Annotated in this window: 13 protein-coding genes; 9 read left to right on the forward strand and 4 right to left on the reverse strand. The window is 41.4% G+C overall.

Annotation, left to right across the window (positions count from 1 at the left end; all coding sequences use genetic code 11):
* Nucleotides 1-165: 165 nt before the first annotated feature.
* Entirely contained in the window at nt 166-1,347 is a 1,182-nt protein-coding gene (locus tag MTO98_RS07965; RefSeq protein WP_243486082.1) for a glycosyltransferase family 87 protein, read from the reverse strand.
* Nucleotides 1,348-1,458: 111 nt separating this feature from the next.
* On the opposite strand from MTO98_RS07965, the gene MTO98_RS07970 reads away from it, so the two are divergent.
* Both MTO98_RS07970 and MTO98_RS07975 read left to right on the forward strand, forming a co-directional pair.
* Nucleotides 1,459-2,388, forward strand: a complete 930-nt coding sequence (locus MTO98_RS07970; RefSeq protein WP_243486083.1) for a Nif3-like dinuclear metal center hexameric protein — start codon at nt 1,459-1,461, stop codon at nt 2,386-2,388.
* Between the two features lie 329 nt (nt 2,389-2,717).
* Nucleotides 2,718-3,578 (forward strand): N-acetylglucosamine kinase, encoded by an 861-nt coding sequence (locus MTO98_RS07975; RefSeq protein WP_243486085.1) that lies wholly within the window; start codon nt 2,718-2,720, stop codon nt 3,576-3,578.
* Between the two features lie 381 nt (nt 3,579-3,959).
* Here MTO98_RS07975 and MTO98_RS07980 read toward each other — a convergent pair whose 3' ends face one another.
* Nucleotides 3,960-4,652 (reverse strand): NUDIX domain-containing protein, encoded by a 693-nt coding sequence (locus MTO98_RS07980; RefSeq protein WP_371328320.1) that lies wholly within the window; start codon nt 4,650-4,652, stop codon nt 3,960-3,962.
* A 129-nt stretch (nt 4,653-4,781) separates the two neighbouring features.
* Between MTO98_RS07980 and pfkA the strand changes: the two genes are divergently transcribed.
* The 5 genes from pfkA (at nt 4,782) to MTO98_RS08005 (ending at nt 11,592) form a co-directional block, all read left to right on the forward strand.
* On the forward strand, nt 4,782-5,768 hold the full coding sequence (pfkA, locus tag MTO98_RS07985) for a 6-phosphofructokinase (protein WP_243486086.1): 987 nt from the start codon (nt 4,782-4,784) through the stop codon (nt 5,766-5,768).
* Nucleotides 5,769-5,775: 7 nt separating this feature from the next.
* Nucleotides 5,776-6,624 carry a hypothetical protein gene (locus MTO98_RS07990; RefSeq protein WP_243486087.1) on the forward strand — a complete coding sequence of 283 codons (849 nt, stop codon included), beginning with the start codon at nt 5,776-5,778 and terminating at the stop codon, nt 6,622-6,624.
* A 6-nt stretch (nt 6,625-6,630) separates the two neighbouring features.
* Nucleotides 6,631-7,626 carry a type I glyceraldehyde-3-phosphate dehydrogenase gene (gene gap, locus MTO98_RS07995; RefSeq protein WP_243486089.1) on the forward strand — a complete coding sequence of 332 codons (996 nt, stop codon included), beginning with the start codon at nt 6,631-6,633 and terminating at the stop codon, nt 7,624-7,626.
* A 386-nt stretch (nt 7,627-8,012) separates the two neighbouring features.
* Complete coding sequence (locus tag MTO98_RS08000) at nt 8,013-10,250, forward strand: ATP-binding protein (protein WP_243486091.1); 2,238 nt, start codon at nt 8,013-8,015, stop codon at nt 10,248-10,250.
* A 667-nt stretch (nt 10,251-10,917) separates the two neighbouring features.
* Complete coding sequence (locus MTO98_RS08005; RefSeq protein WP_243486093.1) at nt 10,918-11,592, forward strand: class I SAM-dependent methyltransferase; 675 nt, start codon at nt 10,918-10,920, stop codon at nt 11,590-11,592.
* Between the two features lie 182 nt (nt 11,593-11,774).
* Here the strand turns inward: MTO98_RS08005 and MTO98_RS08010 are convergent, their stop codons facing one another.
* Together MTO98_RS08010 and MTO98_RS08015 are read right to left on the reverse strand one after the other, a co-directional pair.
* Nucleotides 11,775-11,975 (reverse strand): YqaE/Pmp3 family membrane protein, encoded by a 201-nt coding sequence (locus MTO98_RS08010; RefSeq protein WP_243486094.1) that lies wholly within the window; start codon nt 11,973-11,975, stop codon nt 11,775-11,777.
* A gap of 52 nt (nt 11,976-12,027) precedes the next feature.
* On the reverse strand, nt 12,028-12,579 hold the full coding sequence (locus MTO98_RS08015) for an acyl-CoA thioesterase (RefSeq protein WP_243486096.1): 552 nt from the start codon (nt 12,577-12,579) through the stop codon (nt 12,028-12,030).
* Nucleotides 12,580-13,136: 557 nt separating this feature from the next.
* Here MTO98_RS08015 and MTO98_RS08020 point away from each other — a divergent pair.
* Together MTO98_RS08020 and MTO98_RS08025 are read left to right on the forward strand one after the other, a co-directional pair.
* The gene (locus MTO98_RS08020) at nt 13,137-13,715 is read left to right on the forward strand and encodes an RNA polymerase sigma factor (protein ID WP_243486097.1); all 579 of its coding nucleotides are present in this window, start codon (nt 13,137-13,139) and stop codon (nt 13,713-13,715) included.
* 174 nt (nt 13,716-13,889) lie between these two features.
* On the forward strand, nt 13,890-15,056 hold the full coding sequence (locus MTO98_RS08025) for a FecR family protein (protein WP_243486099.1): 1,167 nt from the start codon (nt 13,890-13,892) through the stop codon (nt 15,054-15,056).
* The last annotated feature ends 20 nt before the right edge of the window (nt 15,057-15,076 follow it).

Below are 15,076 nucleotides of genomic sequence, written 5' to 3' on the forward strand. Positions count from 1 at the left end.
CTTAAAAAACCTTACGTTAACTCTTTACAAAACGTAACTTTAACAACCAGTTTTAGTTAAAAAAAGCAGAATATTTCAAATGTAACTTTCTTGTTACAAACATAAATAATAATTATTTATCTAGCTCCAAATCTTTCTGTTTATTGAAGAAATAATTCTTTGAATTTATACCATCTTCGGTTTCAATATAACTTCATCTTGCTTAACAAAATTTCTGGTTAGTGTTTCGTAAACTATTTTGAGCCAGATCAAAAAGCAGGGTATCGATTTTAATTTATAAGGAACTATATATTGGGTGCGGATGTAAGACGGAAAAAGATCTGAAGGCGAAAGGCTTGTTATCAATAGTGCCAAAACAAGCATTGAAATATCGAAGCCGGTAACAGGGCGGTTCAAATTCATGAACCAAACGGCTACGCCAACAAAAGCAATGATATAGGTTGACGATTCGGCCGAGCTGCTGAATATAACTGCGAAGATCAGTACCGATGAAAGGATTAGCAGCTGATATTCCAAAACCTTATAAGCGCTGATGCGGAGGTATGACAAACCGAAAAGCACCAATGCCGGCCCTATTACATACATGTTTTTAAGGTCATCAATATGAAAAGCCTTGCGGATAAAACCTGTAACACAAATTTCCTGCATTACCGAATGTTGATTCCCCGAATTTTTCATCACCAGGTCGGCATACCAATCATGATAGGTTTGTATAATAAATGAAGGAGATGAAATGGCCATTGGCAATACAAATAACACTGCCGACCAAAATATAAAGCTCAGCACAAACTTTGGTTTGTTTGTTGAAAACACAAAGAACGCCAAGCCAACTATTCCATACAATTTTATAAACGCGCCAAGGGCTATCATGAGCGCGGCCCAAAAATCCTGCTCCCGCTTTATAAAATTAAAGCTTAAAATAATCAGCGCCGCTATCATTGGGTTGCTTTGTACGTTGGCCGATGCTGTCATTAATTCGTGGGCGCAAAGCAGTAATACTATAACGTACTGATCTTTTTTAAGCGGCAGTAGCTCAATGGCCTTAAACAGGATAAACGCGTTAAACAGCACCCACAAAATAACGCCTATACTATCGGGCAGGATAGAGAATGGTGCCATGATTATTGAAAATATTGGCCCGTAGTGGTTCAGGTCGTAATAATGCCCGGGCTGAAAAGCATACAGGTTATGCTGATGGATGGTATTTAAAAAGTTATATTTAAATATGGTGTAGTTGTTAAACCCCTGATGGGCCAATACGCCTTTAATTACCAAAAATAGACTTAAACCAAACCATAAAGAATAAACAAAAGGTTTGTTAGTGATAAGCTTAGCAAGTTTTTGCAACGTTTAGGGGATTTATAAATTTACGCGAAGATATAAATACGTCACACAATTATTACAAACCATTAAAATTAACTTGAGCTATGGTATCTTTGACAAAACCCAATCATGACCATGAATACAAACCCCTTCTCCGTTAATCATAATACCAATCGCCGTAAATTTATTGGCCAAATAAGTGCTCTGGCAGGTACTGCGGCATTATTATCAACTCCCTTTGCTGCCGATGCCATAGCGCTTACAAAGCCCGCTGAAAACGTTACCGTGGGCCAAATCATCGACTTGTTTATGAAACAGGTACCCGGTGCTCCGTTTCCAAATACTGTTGATACCTTAAAATCGGGCAACCGCGACATTGTTGTAACCGGCATTGTTACCACCATGTTTGCTACCATCAATGTTATTGAAAAGGCTATAAGTTTAGGTGCCAATTTTATAATAGCACATGAGCCAACTTTTTATAACCATGCCGATGAAACAACTTGGCTTGCAGGTGACGATGTATATCAATATAAAAAGCAACTGCTGGATAAGCATAATATAGCCGTTTGGCGTAATCATGATACCATACATAGCCTTAAACCCGATGGCGTTGGCATAGGTTTGTTAAAACAGCTTGATTGGGTGAGCTATTACAAACCCGAAACCGGTAACCTGCTAAACATCCCATCAACATCATTAAGTTCACTTATTGAAACCCTTAAAAAGAAACTGAAGATTGAAAAGGTACGCTACATCGGCAATCCATCGCAAAGCTGCCAGAAGGTATTGCTGTTACCCGGGGCTGCAGGCGGCAAAAGGCAGATCACCGAAATGAGCACCAAAAAGCCCGATGTGCTGATCTGCGGTGAAATTTCGGAATGGGAAACTGCCGAATACGTTAGGGATGCCCAGGCTAAAGGCGATAAGCTTTCGCTCATTGTATTAGGCCATATTGCCAGTGAGGAACCGGGCTCTGAGTTTATGATTGGCTGGTTGCAGCAAAATATACCCGGCATTAAAGCCACGCACATCCATCCGGGCAATTCCTTATCGTTTATGTGATATATTGTGATACAAAATCCACGTTTTAGCATTAATTAAAGTCAATATTTTGCTAAATATGGTAACATTACGTACAATTGTAAATTACTCTGTTTTTAAGTTGTAGAGTACAGGGCTTATCTGTAAACTTTACATTTAAAAAATGGTATAATTTGCCTGATTAATTATTGATAGTGTTGGAACGAAAGTGTCATTAAAAGTTTAATTTATATTAAAAAGTAGGCTTAAAGTAAGTAAAAATCGCAATTTTCATTTTTTGAATTACTAAGTGTTTTTTTTACAATAAGTAAATCCTACTTTTAACCGATTTTTAAAAAAAACAAAAATTTATGATCATAATTGCTGACGGTGGCTCAACCAAAACAAATTGGTGCCTGGTTACCGAAGAGGGAAAAAAAGTTTACTTTAATACCGAGGGGTACAACCCATACTTTTCAAGTACAGAGTATATTATACAGTCACTGAACGAGAGCCTGCCAACCGATCTTGAAAAAAATCAGATCACAGAGGTAAATTATTACGGTGCAGGTTGTTCAACCCCCGAAATGCGCAAAATTGTTGAGGAAGCTATGAAAGTGGTTTTCACCGGCGCTAAAGTTAATATTGGCCATGACCTGCTTGCTGCCGCCCGCGCCCTGCTTGGCAACACCGAAGGTTTTGCTGCGATATTAGGTACCGGAACCAATACCTGCATTTATGATGGTAAAGAAGTAGTTCAAAATATTGATTCAGGTGCTTATATCCTTGGTGATGAAGGCAGCGGTTGCTACATCGGCAAAAAGCTGTTAACTGATTACCTGCGCGGATACATGCCGGAGCCTGTGCGTAACCTTTTCTGGGAAACATATAAGCTTACACCAGATGATATCAATGAGCAGGTTTATACCCAGCCCCGTGCAAACCGCTTTTGCGCAAGCTTTAGCAAATTTGTTTACGATAACAACGTACACCTTGAATATTCACGTAACCTGGTACGCACTTCGTTCGAAGATTTTTTCCGTAACCTGGTAACCCACTATCCTGATTATCAAAAATATACTTTCAATTGCATTGGTTCGGTAGGTTATAACTTCCGCAACGTGCTTGAAGAAGTAGTTACCGAAAATGGTATGGTTGTTGGCAACATCATCCGCTCACCTATAGATAACCTGGTGAAATACCATTTGGAATTAGCACCTTCTTCTTTATAAGAGCGAGAGAGAGTCAAGACGTCAAGAATCAAGACCTAAGACCTTAAGATTTTAAGATAAATGAAGGGCTGGAAGATTTTCCGGCCCTTTTCTTTTTAGTATTCTCTAACAAATCATCACATAACATTGTCGTCCGTCCGTATACCTGCCACCGTACTTACGGACAATGTACGGACGCGGCTCTCCTCCCCGTCATTATAAGGTACGAAGCAATCGCGAACTATGCATAGCCGCTCTGTAAGTAGGGGATTGCTTCGTACCTCGCAATGACGGGGTGAAGAAGATGTAAAAAAGAAAAGGGTTGGAAAATCTCCCAACCCTTTCTTTTATCTCAAAAGAACTTCCTGACTCTTGAATCTTGACTTCTTGCCTCTCTAAAAGCTACACCAAATTCATCTCTCCCTGAAAAATCTTGCCGTACTTGCGTTTATCAAATTTGTAAAGCTTGGCAGCGCGGTATGAAACACCTTTTTGCTTCTCGTCCAGCTCTTTCAAAAAGCCGTAGCTGAGCATCTTTTTTCGGAAATTTCGTTTATCAAGTTTTTTATCCAACACCGCCTCGTACAGCGACTGCAGTTGTGTTAACGTGAATTTTTCCGGTAGCAGTTCAAACGCAATTGGCTGGTAGTGCAGCCTGCGTTTTATTTTATTAAAGCCAGTTTTGAAGATCTCACTATGGTCAAAGGCCAGTTTGGGTAATTCGCTAACGGGATGCCAGAACGCTTTTTTTGCATATTGCGTTACCGGGCGTAATTCCTTTTGTCCGTTTATACGGATCAGCGCGTAGTAGGCAACTGTAATTACACGGCCCTGCGGGTGACGGTTTACCTCGCCAAAGGTATGGAACTGCTGCATGTGCAAATCGCGTAAACCTGTAAGTTCATACAAAATACGCTCGGCGGCATCATCAATGCTTTCGTCCTGCTCAACAATGTAGCCGGGCAGTGCCAGCCAGTCTTTGTAGGGCTCCTCATTCCTCTCAATAAGCAAAATTTTAAGCTCGCCGGCTTCAAAGCCGAATATCACGCAGTCAATTGAGAATACGGAATCAAACTTGGGTAACATTAGTTCCAAACTATTAGTGAGATTTAGTTAATAAGTTTAAATATATAGCCTTAATCTCTAATCCAAAAAAAAATAAATAAAATTTAATGGTGTAATTTACACACAGTATCTTCGTAGCGTAAAATTAAGGAGTGAAAGATGCGTAAAATATCAAAAATAGGGGTTTTAACTTCAGGTGGTGATGCCCCCGGAATGAACCCTTGTATACGTGCCGTAGTTAGGACTGCACTATATAACGGACTGGAAGTTGTGGGTGTAAGGCAGGGTTATAAAGGTCTTATTGACAACGACATGTACGAGATGGACAGGCGCTCGGTAAGTAACATCCTTAACCTTGGTGGTACCATTTTAAAAACCGCCCGCTGCCTGCCCTTCAAAACAGATGAAGGTATGGAGCTGGCTTATAAAAACGCTAAAGCCCGCGGTATTGACGCCCTGGTAGTTATCGGCGGCGACGGTACCTTTACCGGTGCTCTGCGTTTTTCGCGCAAATACCCGGATATTGCCGTAATGGGCGTACCAGGTACAATTGATAATGACCTTTGCGGCTCAACCTATACCCTTGGCTTTGATACGGCCACCAATACTGTTATTCAGGCTATCGATAAAATCCGCGATACTGCCGATGCGCACGACCGCCTTTTCTTTATTGAAGTAATGGGCCGCGATTCGGGAGCTATTGCTTTGCGTGCCGGTATTTCATGCGGGGCCGAAGCTATTTTACTGCCCGAGCGTGCTACAGCAATTACCGATCTTATCGCCAACCTGAAAGAAGGGCACATGAATAAAAAGTCATCGAGCATTGTAATTGTTGCCGAAGGTGATAAAAATGGCGGTGTTTATGACGTGGCAAAAGCTGTACAACAGGAAGTTAAAAATTACGATATAAAAGTTACTATCTTAGGCCACTTGCAAAGGGGCGGTGCGCCATCAAGCTTTGACCGTATTTTGGGCAGCAGGCTTGGCTTTGCAGCAGTTAACGCTTTAGTTGCCGGCGAGTCGCAAAAAATGGTAGGTTTGCAAGCCAATCATATTTTGCTAACAGACCTTGAAGCAGCACTTAACCAGCATGAGTTTAAGCTTGAGGACGACCTTTTACAAATGATGAATATATTATCGATATAGATTATTAATGATTGCAGTTGTTTATAGCGGATCGTACTTTGCACATTGGAGGCTTACTGATAAAGGAAGAACTGTTGCTTCCTTTAAAACCAATGGCATAAATCCCTATTTTAACGACGAGAAGCATATCCTTCAGCTCCTCAATAAAAACATCAATCTTATTCATCATGCCGAAGAAATAAAACGCATTTATTTTTTCGGTGCCGGTGCTTCGTCAGACGAGCGGAAGAATATTGTACACAAGGCATTTTCAACGTTTTTTAAATTCGGCAAAGTTTCTGTTGAGCATGATATTGCAGGGGCTGCTATAGCCTGTTGTAAAAATGAGCCGGGCATTATCAGTATTTGCGGCAGTGGTACCAACGCTGCCTGGTATGATGGCAAACGCGTTTGGCCTAACAATTATGGTTTAGGGTATATCCTGGCCGATGAAGGCTCAGGCAACTGGCTGGGGCGCCAGCTCATTAAGGAATTCATGAACGATACCCTGCCTCCATCTATCCGTAAAAAGTTTATCCATAAGTATGATGCCGACCGTAAAAACCTGCTCGAAAAGGTTTACCGGCAAAAGCAGCCAGCTTTATTTTTAAGCTCATTTACCGATTTTTATCTCGATAACAAAAACGATCATCATCTGCAAAACGTCATAAAAAAAGGATTTAGCAAGCTAATTTCCACATATTTGTTACCTTTATATCAGCAACACCCGGGTACGTCTGTGCACTTTGCAGGATCTGTTGCTTTTAATTTTCAGGAACACTTGTATGAAGCCGCCGCCGAAGCTGATCTGCAAATCACTAACATAATTAAAGAACCCATAAATAATTTATTAACCTACTATTCAAGTAAAAATTAAAAAATCATGAAAATAGGAATTAACGGTTTCGGCCGTATTGGCCGCCTGGCATTCAGGGCTGCAATTGAAAGACCAGACATTGAAGTTGTTGGTATTAATGACCTTGTTGAGCCAGATTACATGGCTTACATGTTAAAATACGATTCAACCCATGGTCAGTTCAAAGGTACTATTGCTGTTGAAGGCGGTCATTTGGTTGTTAACGGTAAAACCATCCGCGTTACTGCCGAAAAAGATCCTGCTAACCTTAAATGGAATGAAGTAGGTGCTGAGGTAGTTATCGAATCAACCGGTTTGTTCTTAACTCAGGAAACTGCTCAAAAACACATCGACGCCGGTGCTAAAAAAGTAGTAATGAGCGCCCCTGCAAAAGATGATACCCCTACATTTGTAATGGGTGTTAACCATAAAGAACTGAAAGCCGATCAAAGCATCGTTTCAAACGCTTCATGTACCACCAACTGTTTAGCACCTATCGCTAAAGTATTGGATGATAACTTTGGTATCGAAGAAGGTTTGATGACTACTGTACACGCTGTTACTGCAACTCAAAAAACAGTTGACGGCCCATCTGCAAAAGATTGGAGAGGTGGTCGTGGTGCTTACCAAAACATCATCCCTTCATCAACAGGTGCCGCTAAAGCAGTTGGTTTAGTTTTACCTCAGTTAAAAGGTAAATTAACAGGTATGTCATTACGTGTACCGGTTGCCGACGTATCTGTAGTTGACTTAACTGTACGTTTGAAAAAAGGTGCATCTTACGAAGCCATCAAAGCAGCTATGAAAGCAGCATCAGAAGGCGAATTAAAAGGCATCCTTGGTTACACTGAAGACGAAGTTGTATCGGAAGACTTTAAAGGCGATGCACGTACATCAATTTTTGATGCTAAAGCAGGTATCGGTTTAAATGATAACTTTGTTAAAGTTGTTTCTTGGTACGATAACGAGTGGGGTTACTCAAACAAACTGATCGACCTTGTTCAGGAACTTGGCAAATTATAATTGCTGATTTTATCAGATATAAAAGCGCCCTTCGGTTAGCCGGAGGGCGTTTTTTTGTTTGAAGGGCATTAGGCCATCGTCCCCCATGTCATTGCGAGCGCAGCGTGGCAACCGCATGCTATACAGAGCCGCCGTTGCTTCGCCACCGTTCACCTAACCTCTCAATACGGGCGTTCCCGTTAGCCAACGGGCCGGGCTTTACGTTGCAGGTCCTCGCCTTGCCTGCCCGCAATGCCTGCACACGCTGTGGGTTTTACACTGCAATCCCTAACGCGGTCTGTGCGCAAGGCTTGGTGTACGTCCGTCCGTAGAGTTGGGTTACTGTGTTTACGGCAAGAAGGTAAGGCAGTGTTGTAATAAGTTCATTAATCCTATCTTTAAGGTTTATGAATAATTTCGATTTTTCAACGCTTAATAGTTCCGACCTGGAAGATCTCGTTTGCGATTTGCTAAACGCTGAACAGCATGCACTACAGACTCGTATTCGTTATAAAACATTTAAAGAAGGCAAAGATCAGGGCATCGATTTTATGTACGACGCAGGGATGGCTACCGGCATTTTGGTCATCGGTCAGGTCAAACACTTTTTTCAAAGTGGTTACAAGGCGTTGCTGAATAAACTGAAAGAAGAGAAATTTAAAGTCGATAAATTAAAGCCAACAAGTTATATTGTAGCTACGTCAGTTAACCTTACTGTAAAACAATGTAAAGAGATTTTCGACCTTTTTAACCCTTACATCAAATCGCTGAACAATATTTACGGCAAGAAAGATCTTAACCGTTTATTAGATGAATATCCGGAAGTTCTGAAGGCGAGTTATAAGTTATGGTTTTCAGGTACGGCAGTCCTCGAAAAATTGATCCGGTATCACCTGCACGGTCGATCTGAAGAATTTGTAGAAGAGGAATTGAAAAGACGGTTGCGGCTGTATGTGAAGACCCCCATTTTTGACAGTTGCCGGTTTACGCTGCTGAAGAATAAGTTCATCATCATTACGGGGGAACCTGGCGCGGGTAAAACGACCTTGGCTGAATTGCTTTTATATAATTTCATAAAGGATGATTACCAACTAACCTACATCTACGACAATATTAAGGAAGCGGAAGAAGTACTCAAAGATGATGATAGCAAGCAGGTTTTTTATTTCGACGACTTTCTTGGGCATAACGAAATAGAGATTATTCGTGCCAAAGGGTTGGAAACGTCTTTAACAAAGGTTTTGCAGCGGATCAGTCGTGGGCGTAATAAGTTCTTCATTCTCACAACGAGGACTTTCATTCTGAGCGCCGCGATATTGGAGTCGGAGCGCCTCCGCCTCTTCAACTTGAAGGCGAAAGAAAGCATCCTTAAACTGAGTGAATATTCCTTACCGGTACGCCAGCAATTGTTGCGTAACCATATTGAAGAATCGACTATCCGTGATGAGTTGAAACAGGTGTTAGAAAAGCCATCGATTCAAAAATTCATCACTAGGCATCAAAACTTTTCTCCAAGGTCGGTACAGTTCATTACGACTCCGGATAAGGTCGAGTTGTTTGGCCCTAACGAGTTTGAAAACTTTATCATCGGAAACTTTGAGAGTCCTTCCGAAATCTGGCGGCATGCCTATGAACGGCAGATCAATGATTACGACCGCTTTTTAGTAAATACGCTGCTTAGCTTCGGCGATCACGCAGAATTAAAGGAACTGGAAACGGCCTTCAATGCGAGGCTGGATTACGAAATTAAAACCAATAATTACCCCAGGCCAATGCACGCATTCAAAAATGCGTTTACCCGGCTAGAAGGAGGATTTATTATTGAGGACTATGAATATAACGAGCTGGAAAGTCAACGGTTTTTCACTTTCATCAACCCATCATTAATGGACTTCCTAATCGGTTTGCTAAGGGAAGATCAGGACGAGGTTAAACGTATCGCATTGTCGGCAACTTATCTGATTCAACTAACCAAACGACTTTACCGTTTACTGGAGACCCCGGATAAAATAAGTATGTCGGCTGAACTGTTGGACAAGCTTATTAATTTACCCGGTCATTTCATTAAATTAACAACAGAGAATGCCGATCACATAACGCTGGCTATAATGCTTCACAAGTATGCGCCTGCAAAGACAGGTCTTTGTTTTGAACATTTGAATGCTGTGAATGATTGGGGTGTCTCCGACGATCTTGCTTTTCAGCTTAACGCTTACGCTGAAGAAATACGGGATATTAAATCAGTCGAACATTTTTCCCAGCTTGGCTACGGGCCGTTTGCGGCAATCTTACAAACAAAGGATGAATTTGGTGATGCTTTTTTATGTCTGGAATTTTTGGAGCAGAAATTCGGCATTAAGCCGGCATTTATATTTGCAAATGACGCAGTCCATGACTGGAGCGAACGCTTTACGATTCTTTTGGAAGAAAAGATCACAAAAGACGGTGAATATTGGGTCGCAAATCATGGTGGTGATGAAGATGAACTGGAAAAAATTGTAAGAGAAAATATCGATCTAAAACGAAAACTTGAAAACCTCGGACTCACCATTTCGGTAAGTTTCTATGAAATGAATAACTTGGATGCGGCTCAAGTCAAAACGAGCCTACGTTGGGAAGACAAGGGCATGCCTCCGGTGGATTAACAACGAGCAGAACAACAACTCATTTAAGGTGGTGAGGGGTTTGCGAGACCGCCCTGTATAGTTCCTGATTGCTTCGTACCTTATAATGACGAGGTGGTGACCGGCCCCCCGCTGCCGCAAGCGTCCTCGCTTGTGGCCTGCGTTTAGGTATACAACCTGATGAGCCGCTCGCATAGCTTGGCATGATGCCCACAAGCGAGGACGCTTGCGGTAGCGATGGAAGCTAAAAGCTTCGATCATACTCAACCACGGGTTACGCTGCGCTAAACCCGCGGCAGATGAGAAACCGGAATTTACAGGATTCCCCAACTGGCTCGAATATGTAACGTAGGGAAAAAGCATAGCGTATTCGTGACTTTTTAACCTGCCAGATACTAAAACCATGCGTTAATTATCTATGAACTGATTTTGTTGTTTATTCATCTCCAAAAAGGGGAGTGCCCTTAAATTGTGAAATAAGCGGATGAGATAGTTAGTTAAATTTTAACCACTTATTAATACCCGGATTTCACAATTAAGAACGGTTATCATAGCGGAAATAAGCGGTTTATTAACCTGCCTGCACAATTTTTACACTTTTTGTGAATTTTTTTGTAAATCATATTGTACCTCATTTTAAACTGTAAATTAAGTAATTGCAGTACATTCGATGTAATAAAATGACTGTATGAAAAAGGTTAACAATAAAACAATAATTGCCTGGGACGTAGAAAACTGGTCAAGAGCACTCACTTTTTGGGAAGAGCATTGTCCTGTTACCAACAAAGAATTTAACTGCCTTGAACTGGGTTCGAGCAAAGGGGGCTTATCACTATGGCTTGCATTAAAAGGCAACAATGTTTATTGCACAGATCTTAACGGCCCCGAACAAGCCGCACATGACATTCATAATGCATATGATTGCGGATCGAGGATTACCTATGGTAATGTTGATGCTACTAATATCCCGTTCGAAAACAGCTTTGACATCATCGTTTTTAAATCGATCATGGGCGGTATCAGCTTCACCGACCCCGAAAACAAACAGCGCATTATTGATCAGATTTATAAGGCATTAAAACCGAACGGCCGATTGCTTTTTGCTGAAAACCTGGAATCGACTTTTATGCACAGGTTTTTTAGAAAGAAATTTGGCACACGTGGCTGGAATTACTTAACGATAGACGAAGTAGATGGGATTTTTTCATCCTTTAAAAGCTTTAACTATACCACTACCGGCTTTTTCGGTTGCTTTGGCCGTAACGAATGGCAGCGCAATGTTCTGGGTAAAATTGATAAGGCTTTTGAATACTTTATCCCCTTTAAAAATAGGTATATCATTGTAGGGCAGGCTGTGAAATAGTGAAGCAAGCGTGTAAATAAAGCTGTTATTAACGGTTTTTAACCGAACCCCGAAAACTAAATTTTAATTGTTTTAATTATAGAAAATGCCCTTCGGATATCCGGAGGGCATTTTGTTTTATAAATAATATCCTTGATTTTTAACCACCTTTTAAAAAAATGTGATGGCAAAAAAGTTATAGGTTACCACCTTGCGCGCCTTGTTGCCCGCATCAGCTGGCGATGGCGTTTGGCATCATAATAATCGCTGGTTACAAGTATGGAGTGGATCACGCCTGGAATCCAGAAAAAAAGTGTTAAAAATATATTCAATATAAATGCGCCTATCCTGCCTGTGGTTAGTATGGCAAGCGGCGGCAGTAAAAAGCACAAAAAATATCTCATGGCTGTAGTCTTAATGTTTAACTATTATTTAGACTATAGGCGGGTAAATTTGTTACTGTTTTATTTCTTCACCCAAGTTTGGCGGCAGCTGGTCGCCATAAAACAGGGCTTTAAGTTCGGTAGCATCGTTGGGGTTCATCTTTCCACCCAATATCAATCGCAGTTGACGGCGGCGAAGCGCACCTTCAAACAGGGATATTTCCTTTTCGGTTTCGGGTATCAATTCGGCAACTGCCGTTTTTTGCCCGTCGTTATCCAAAGCAACAAAGGTGTAATAAGCCTCGTTACTTTTTACTTTGGTTCCGGAAGGTATGTTTTGGGCCCAAACATCCATTCTCACCTCTACCGAAGTAGTGAAGGCCCGTGTAACCTTAGCCTCAATGCTTATCACATCGCCCAGTTTTATTGGTGCTTTAAATGATACATTATCTACCGAAGCGGTTACCACAATGCGGTTGCAATGTTTCTGTGCCGAAATAGCCGCTGCAATATCCATCCAATGCAGCAGGCGGCCCCCCATGAGGTTATTTAATGTATTGGTATCATTGGGTAATACCAGTTCGTTCATGATGGTGTATGATTCCTGCGGCGATTTTCCGGTCATAAGTCAGTCGTTATTTGGGGTAAAGATAAGAAGCCCCCTTGAAACGGCGTAGCCGTAATCAGCACAAAAGCAAATTAACAGCAGATGCCGTGCTGAAAATCGACTAAACAGGATGTGTTTAATAATCAATAACATAATTAAGATAGGGGTAAGCTGAGCTTGTCGAAGCATAATGGGCAAGCCTTTACGCATGAGTCTTAGACAGACCCAGACCGACCGGCCCTCTTTTGTCATTTCACCCCCAGATTCAAATACTCACAATAGCTGCTTTTATATGTTTTTAAACAGCTGTTAAATAAAATGTTCAAAAATGCTATTGAGCCCAATTGTGCAGGCGGATTTGGGCTGAAGCCTGCTTATCGCTTCTCATTATTCCATTGGTTTCAACCAACGGCAATGAAGTTTTATGTACCTGTAAACGATATCTATCAATTTTAAACAGCTGCTAAGCTTTTTGCAAGAAATTTTTATCTTTGGATTGATACATAAGCTAAAAGCATACAACCACCATGATGTTTGTGTAGTTAACCTGATTGATATAGGATTTGAAATAACACATGGCCCCCTTAAACTTGTTGGCAGATGATGCTGAACTACTGAGTCTTATTAGTGAAGGTTGCAAACCCGCTTTCGACGCTATATATAACAGGTATTGGAAACATGTTTATAATACAGCATATCAACGGCTCAATGATACCGAACGCGCGCAGGATATAGCGCAGGATGTATTTGTGCAGTTGTGGATACGTGGATCAAAAGCGCCAATTGAAAACCTGCCTGCTTATTTGCTTGTTGCTGCCCGTAACGGTGTTTTCAAGTTTATGGAAAAGGAATCGCGCTATGCGGCCCTGCCTGATGCGGCCCAGGAAATTGAAAGTACTTTAGGCCGCGCCGATGCCAATGTGCTTCATGACGAATTTTTGAAAGCTTTTCATGAACTGATAGATACTTTACCTCCACAGCAGCGCATTATATTCCATTTGCGCTTTGATGAAGGCCTCTCAAGTCAGCAAATTGCCGATCAGCTGCAAATCTCTCCTAAAACTGTACGAAACCAAATGGGCAAAACTCTTGCTACACTTCGTAAGTCACTTTTCCTGCTCCATATAGTGCTTTATTTTTATCAAAAGGGTTGATGTAGCATTTTTTATTTGATGTTACCGCGTTATTTTTATCAGCTATGCTAACTTATTGCAGCTATTTTATCGCCCAACTTTAAACGTGTGTTATTTTTAAATAAAACATTAAAAATATTTTCAATTAACATGGGCTATTTACATTTTGCCGACTCATAGGTATAAAGGATGTAAATGGACGAGGCGAACAAACAATATTTTGTACAAATATTAAAAAGATACAGGCTTGGTGAGGCAACTCAGGAAGAAATTAAGTTCCTTGAGTCGTACTATAACCTGTTTGATTTAAATGATGCCCTCATCACCGATGAAAACGAGGCCGACTATGCGCACCTGAAAGATGCTATTAAAGCTACGGTTGATCAAAGAATAGCGCAGTACGAAAAAAAGCCCGTTACGTTGCCTTCAAGGTCTGGCTGGATCAGGTATGCCGTGGCAGCCTCAATTTTGTTGTTTATTTCGGTTGGTGCTTACTTTCTTATCCGGAGCAATCATAAGGCCGATAATTTAACGGTAAATACTTATAAAGGGATAGTGCCCGGTACTAATAAGGCTACCCTTACTTTAGCTAACGGCGCAACCATATTGCTTGACGATGCTAATAACGGGCAGATAGCTAAGCAGGCGGGCGTGAAGATCACTAAAACTGCCGACGGACAGATTGTTTACCAGGCCGATACTGACGCACAGCAGCAGGCTGTACAAAATACGGTTACAACACCTAAAGGCGGCCAGTATAAGATCATCCTGCCCGATGGCACTAATGTTTGGCTCAACGCAGCTTCATCAATAACCTATCCAACGGTTTTTAAAGGAGCACAGCGCGAAGTAACACTTAATGGCGAAGGCTACTTTGAAGTGGCTAAGAATAAGGCAATGCCTTTCAGGGTAAAATCGACCCTGCAAACTGTTGAGGTGCTGGGTACTCATTTCAATATAAACGCTTATGCAGACGAAGCGCTGGTTAAAACCACGTTGCTGGAAGGCTCGGTAAAGGTGATATCGGCAGCAAACTCAACGCTTATTGTTCCGGGCGAGCAGGCCGTAATAAACCGCGGGGGCAATGGTGCTATCAGCAGGCAACAAGTAAACATTGATAAAGAAGTGGCCTGGAAAAACGGTGTATTCTCATTTGCAGATGAGGATATTCGTGAAGTAATGCGCCAAATAAGCCGCTGGTATGATATTGATGTGATTTACGAAGGTGATATGCCCAACGAAAAGTTCTTCGGCGAAATTTCAAGAAGCAGCAACCTGGCTGATGTTTTCAAGATCCTGGAACTTAACAACATGAAATTTACGGCAGAAGGCAAAACGGTAAAGGTATCTTACAGCAAATAATATTTAACCTTAAACTTTAT

The organism is Mucilaginibacter sp. SMC90, from assembly GCF_022811725.1.
Classification (GTDB): Bacteria; Bacteroidota; Bacteroidia; order Sphingobacteriales; family Sphingobacteriaceae; genus Mucilaginibacter.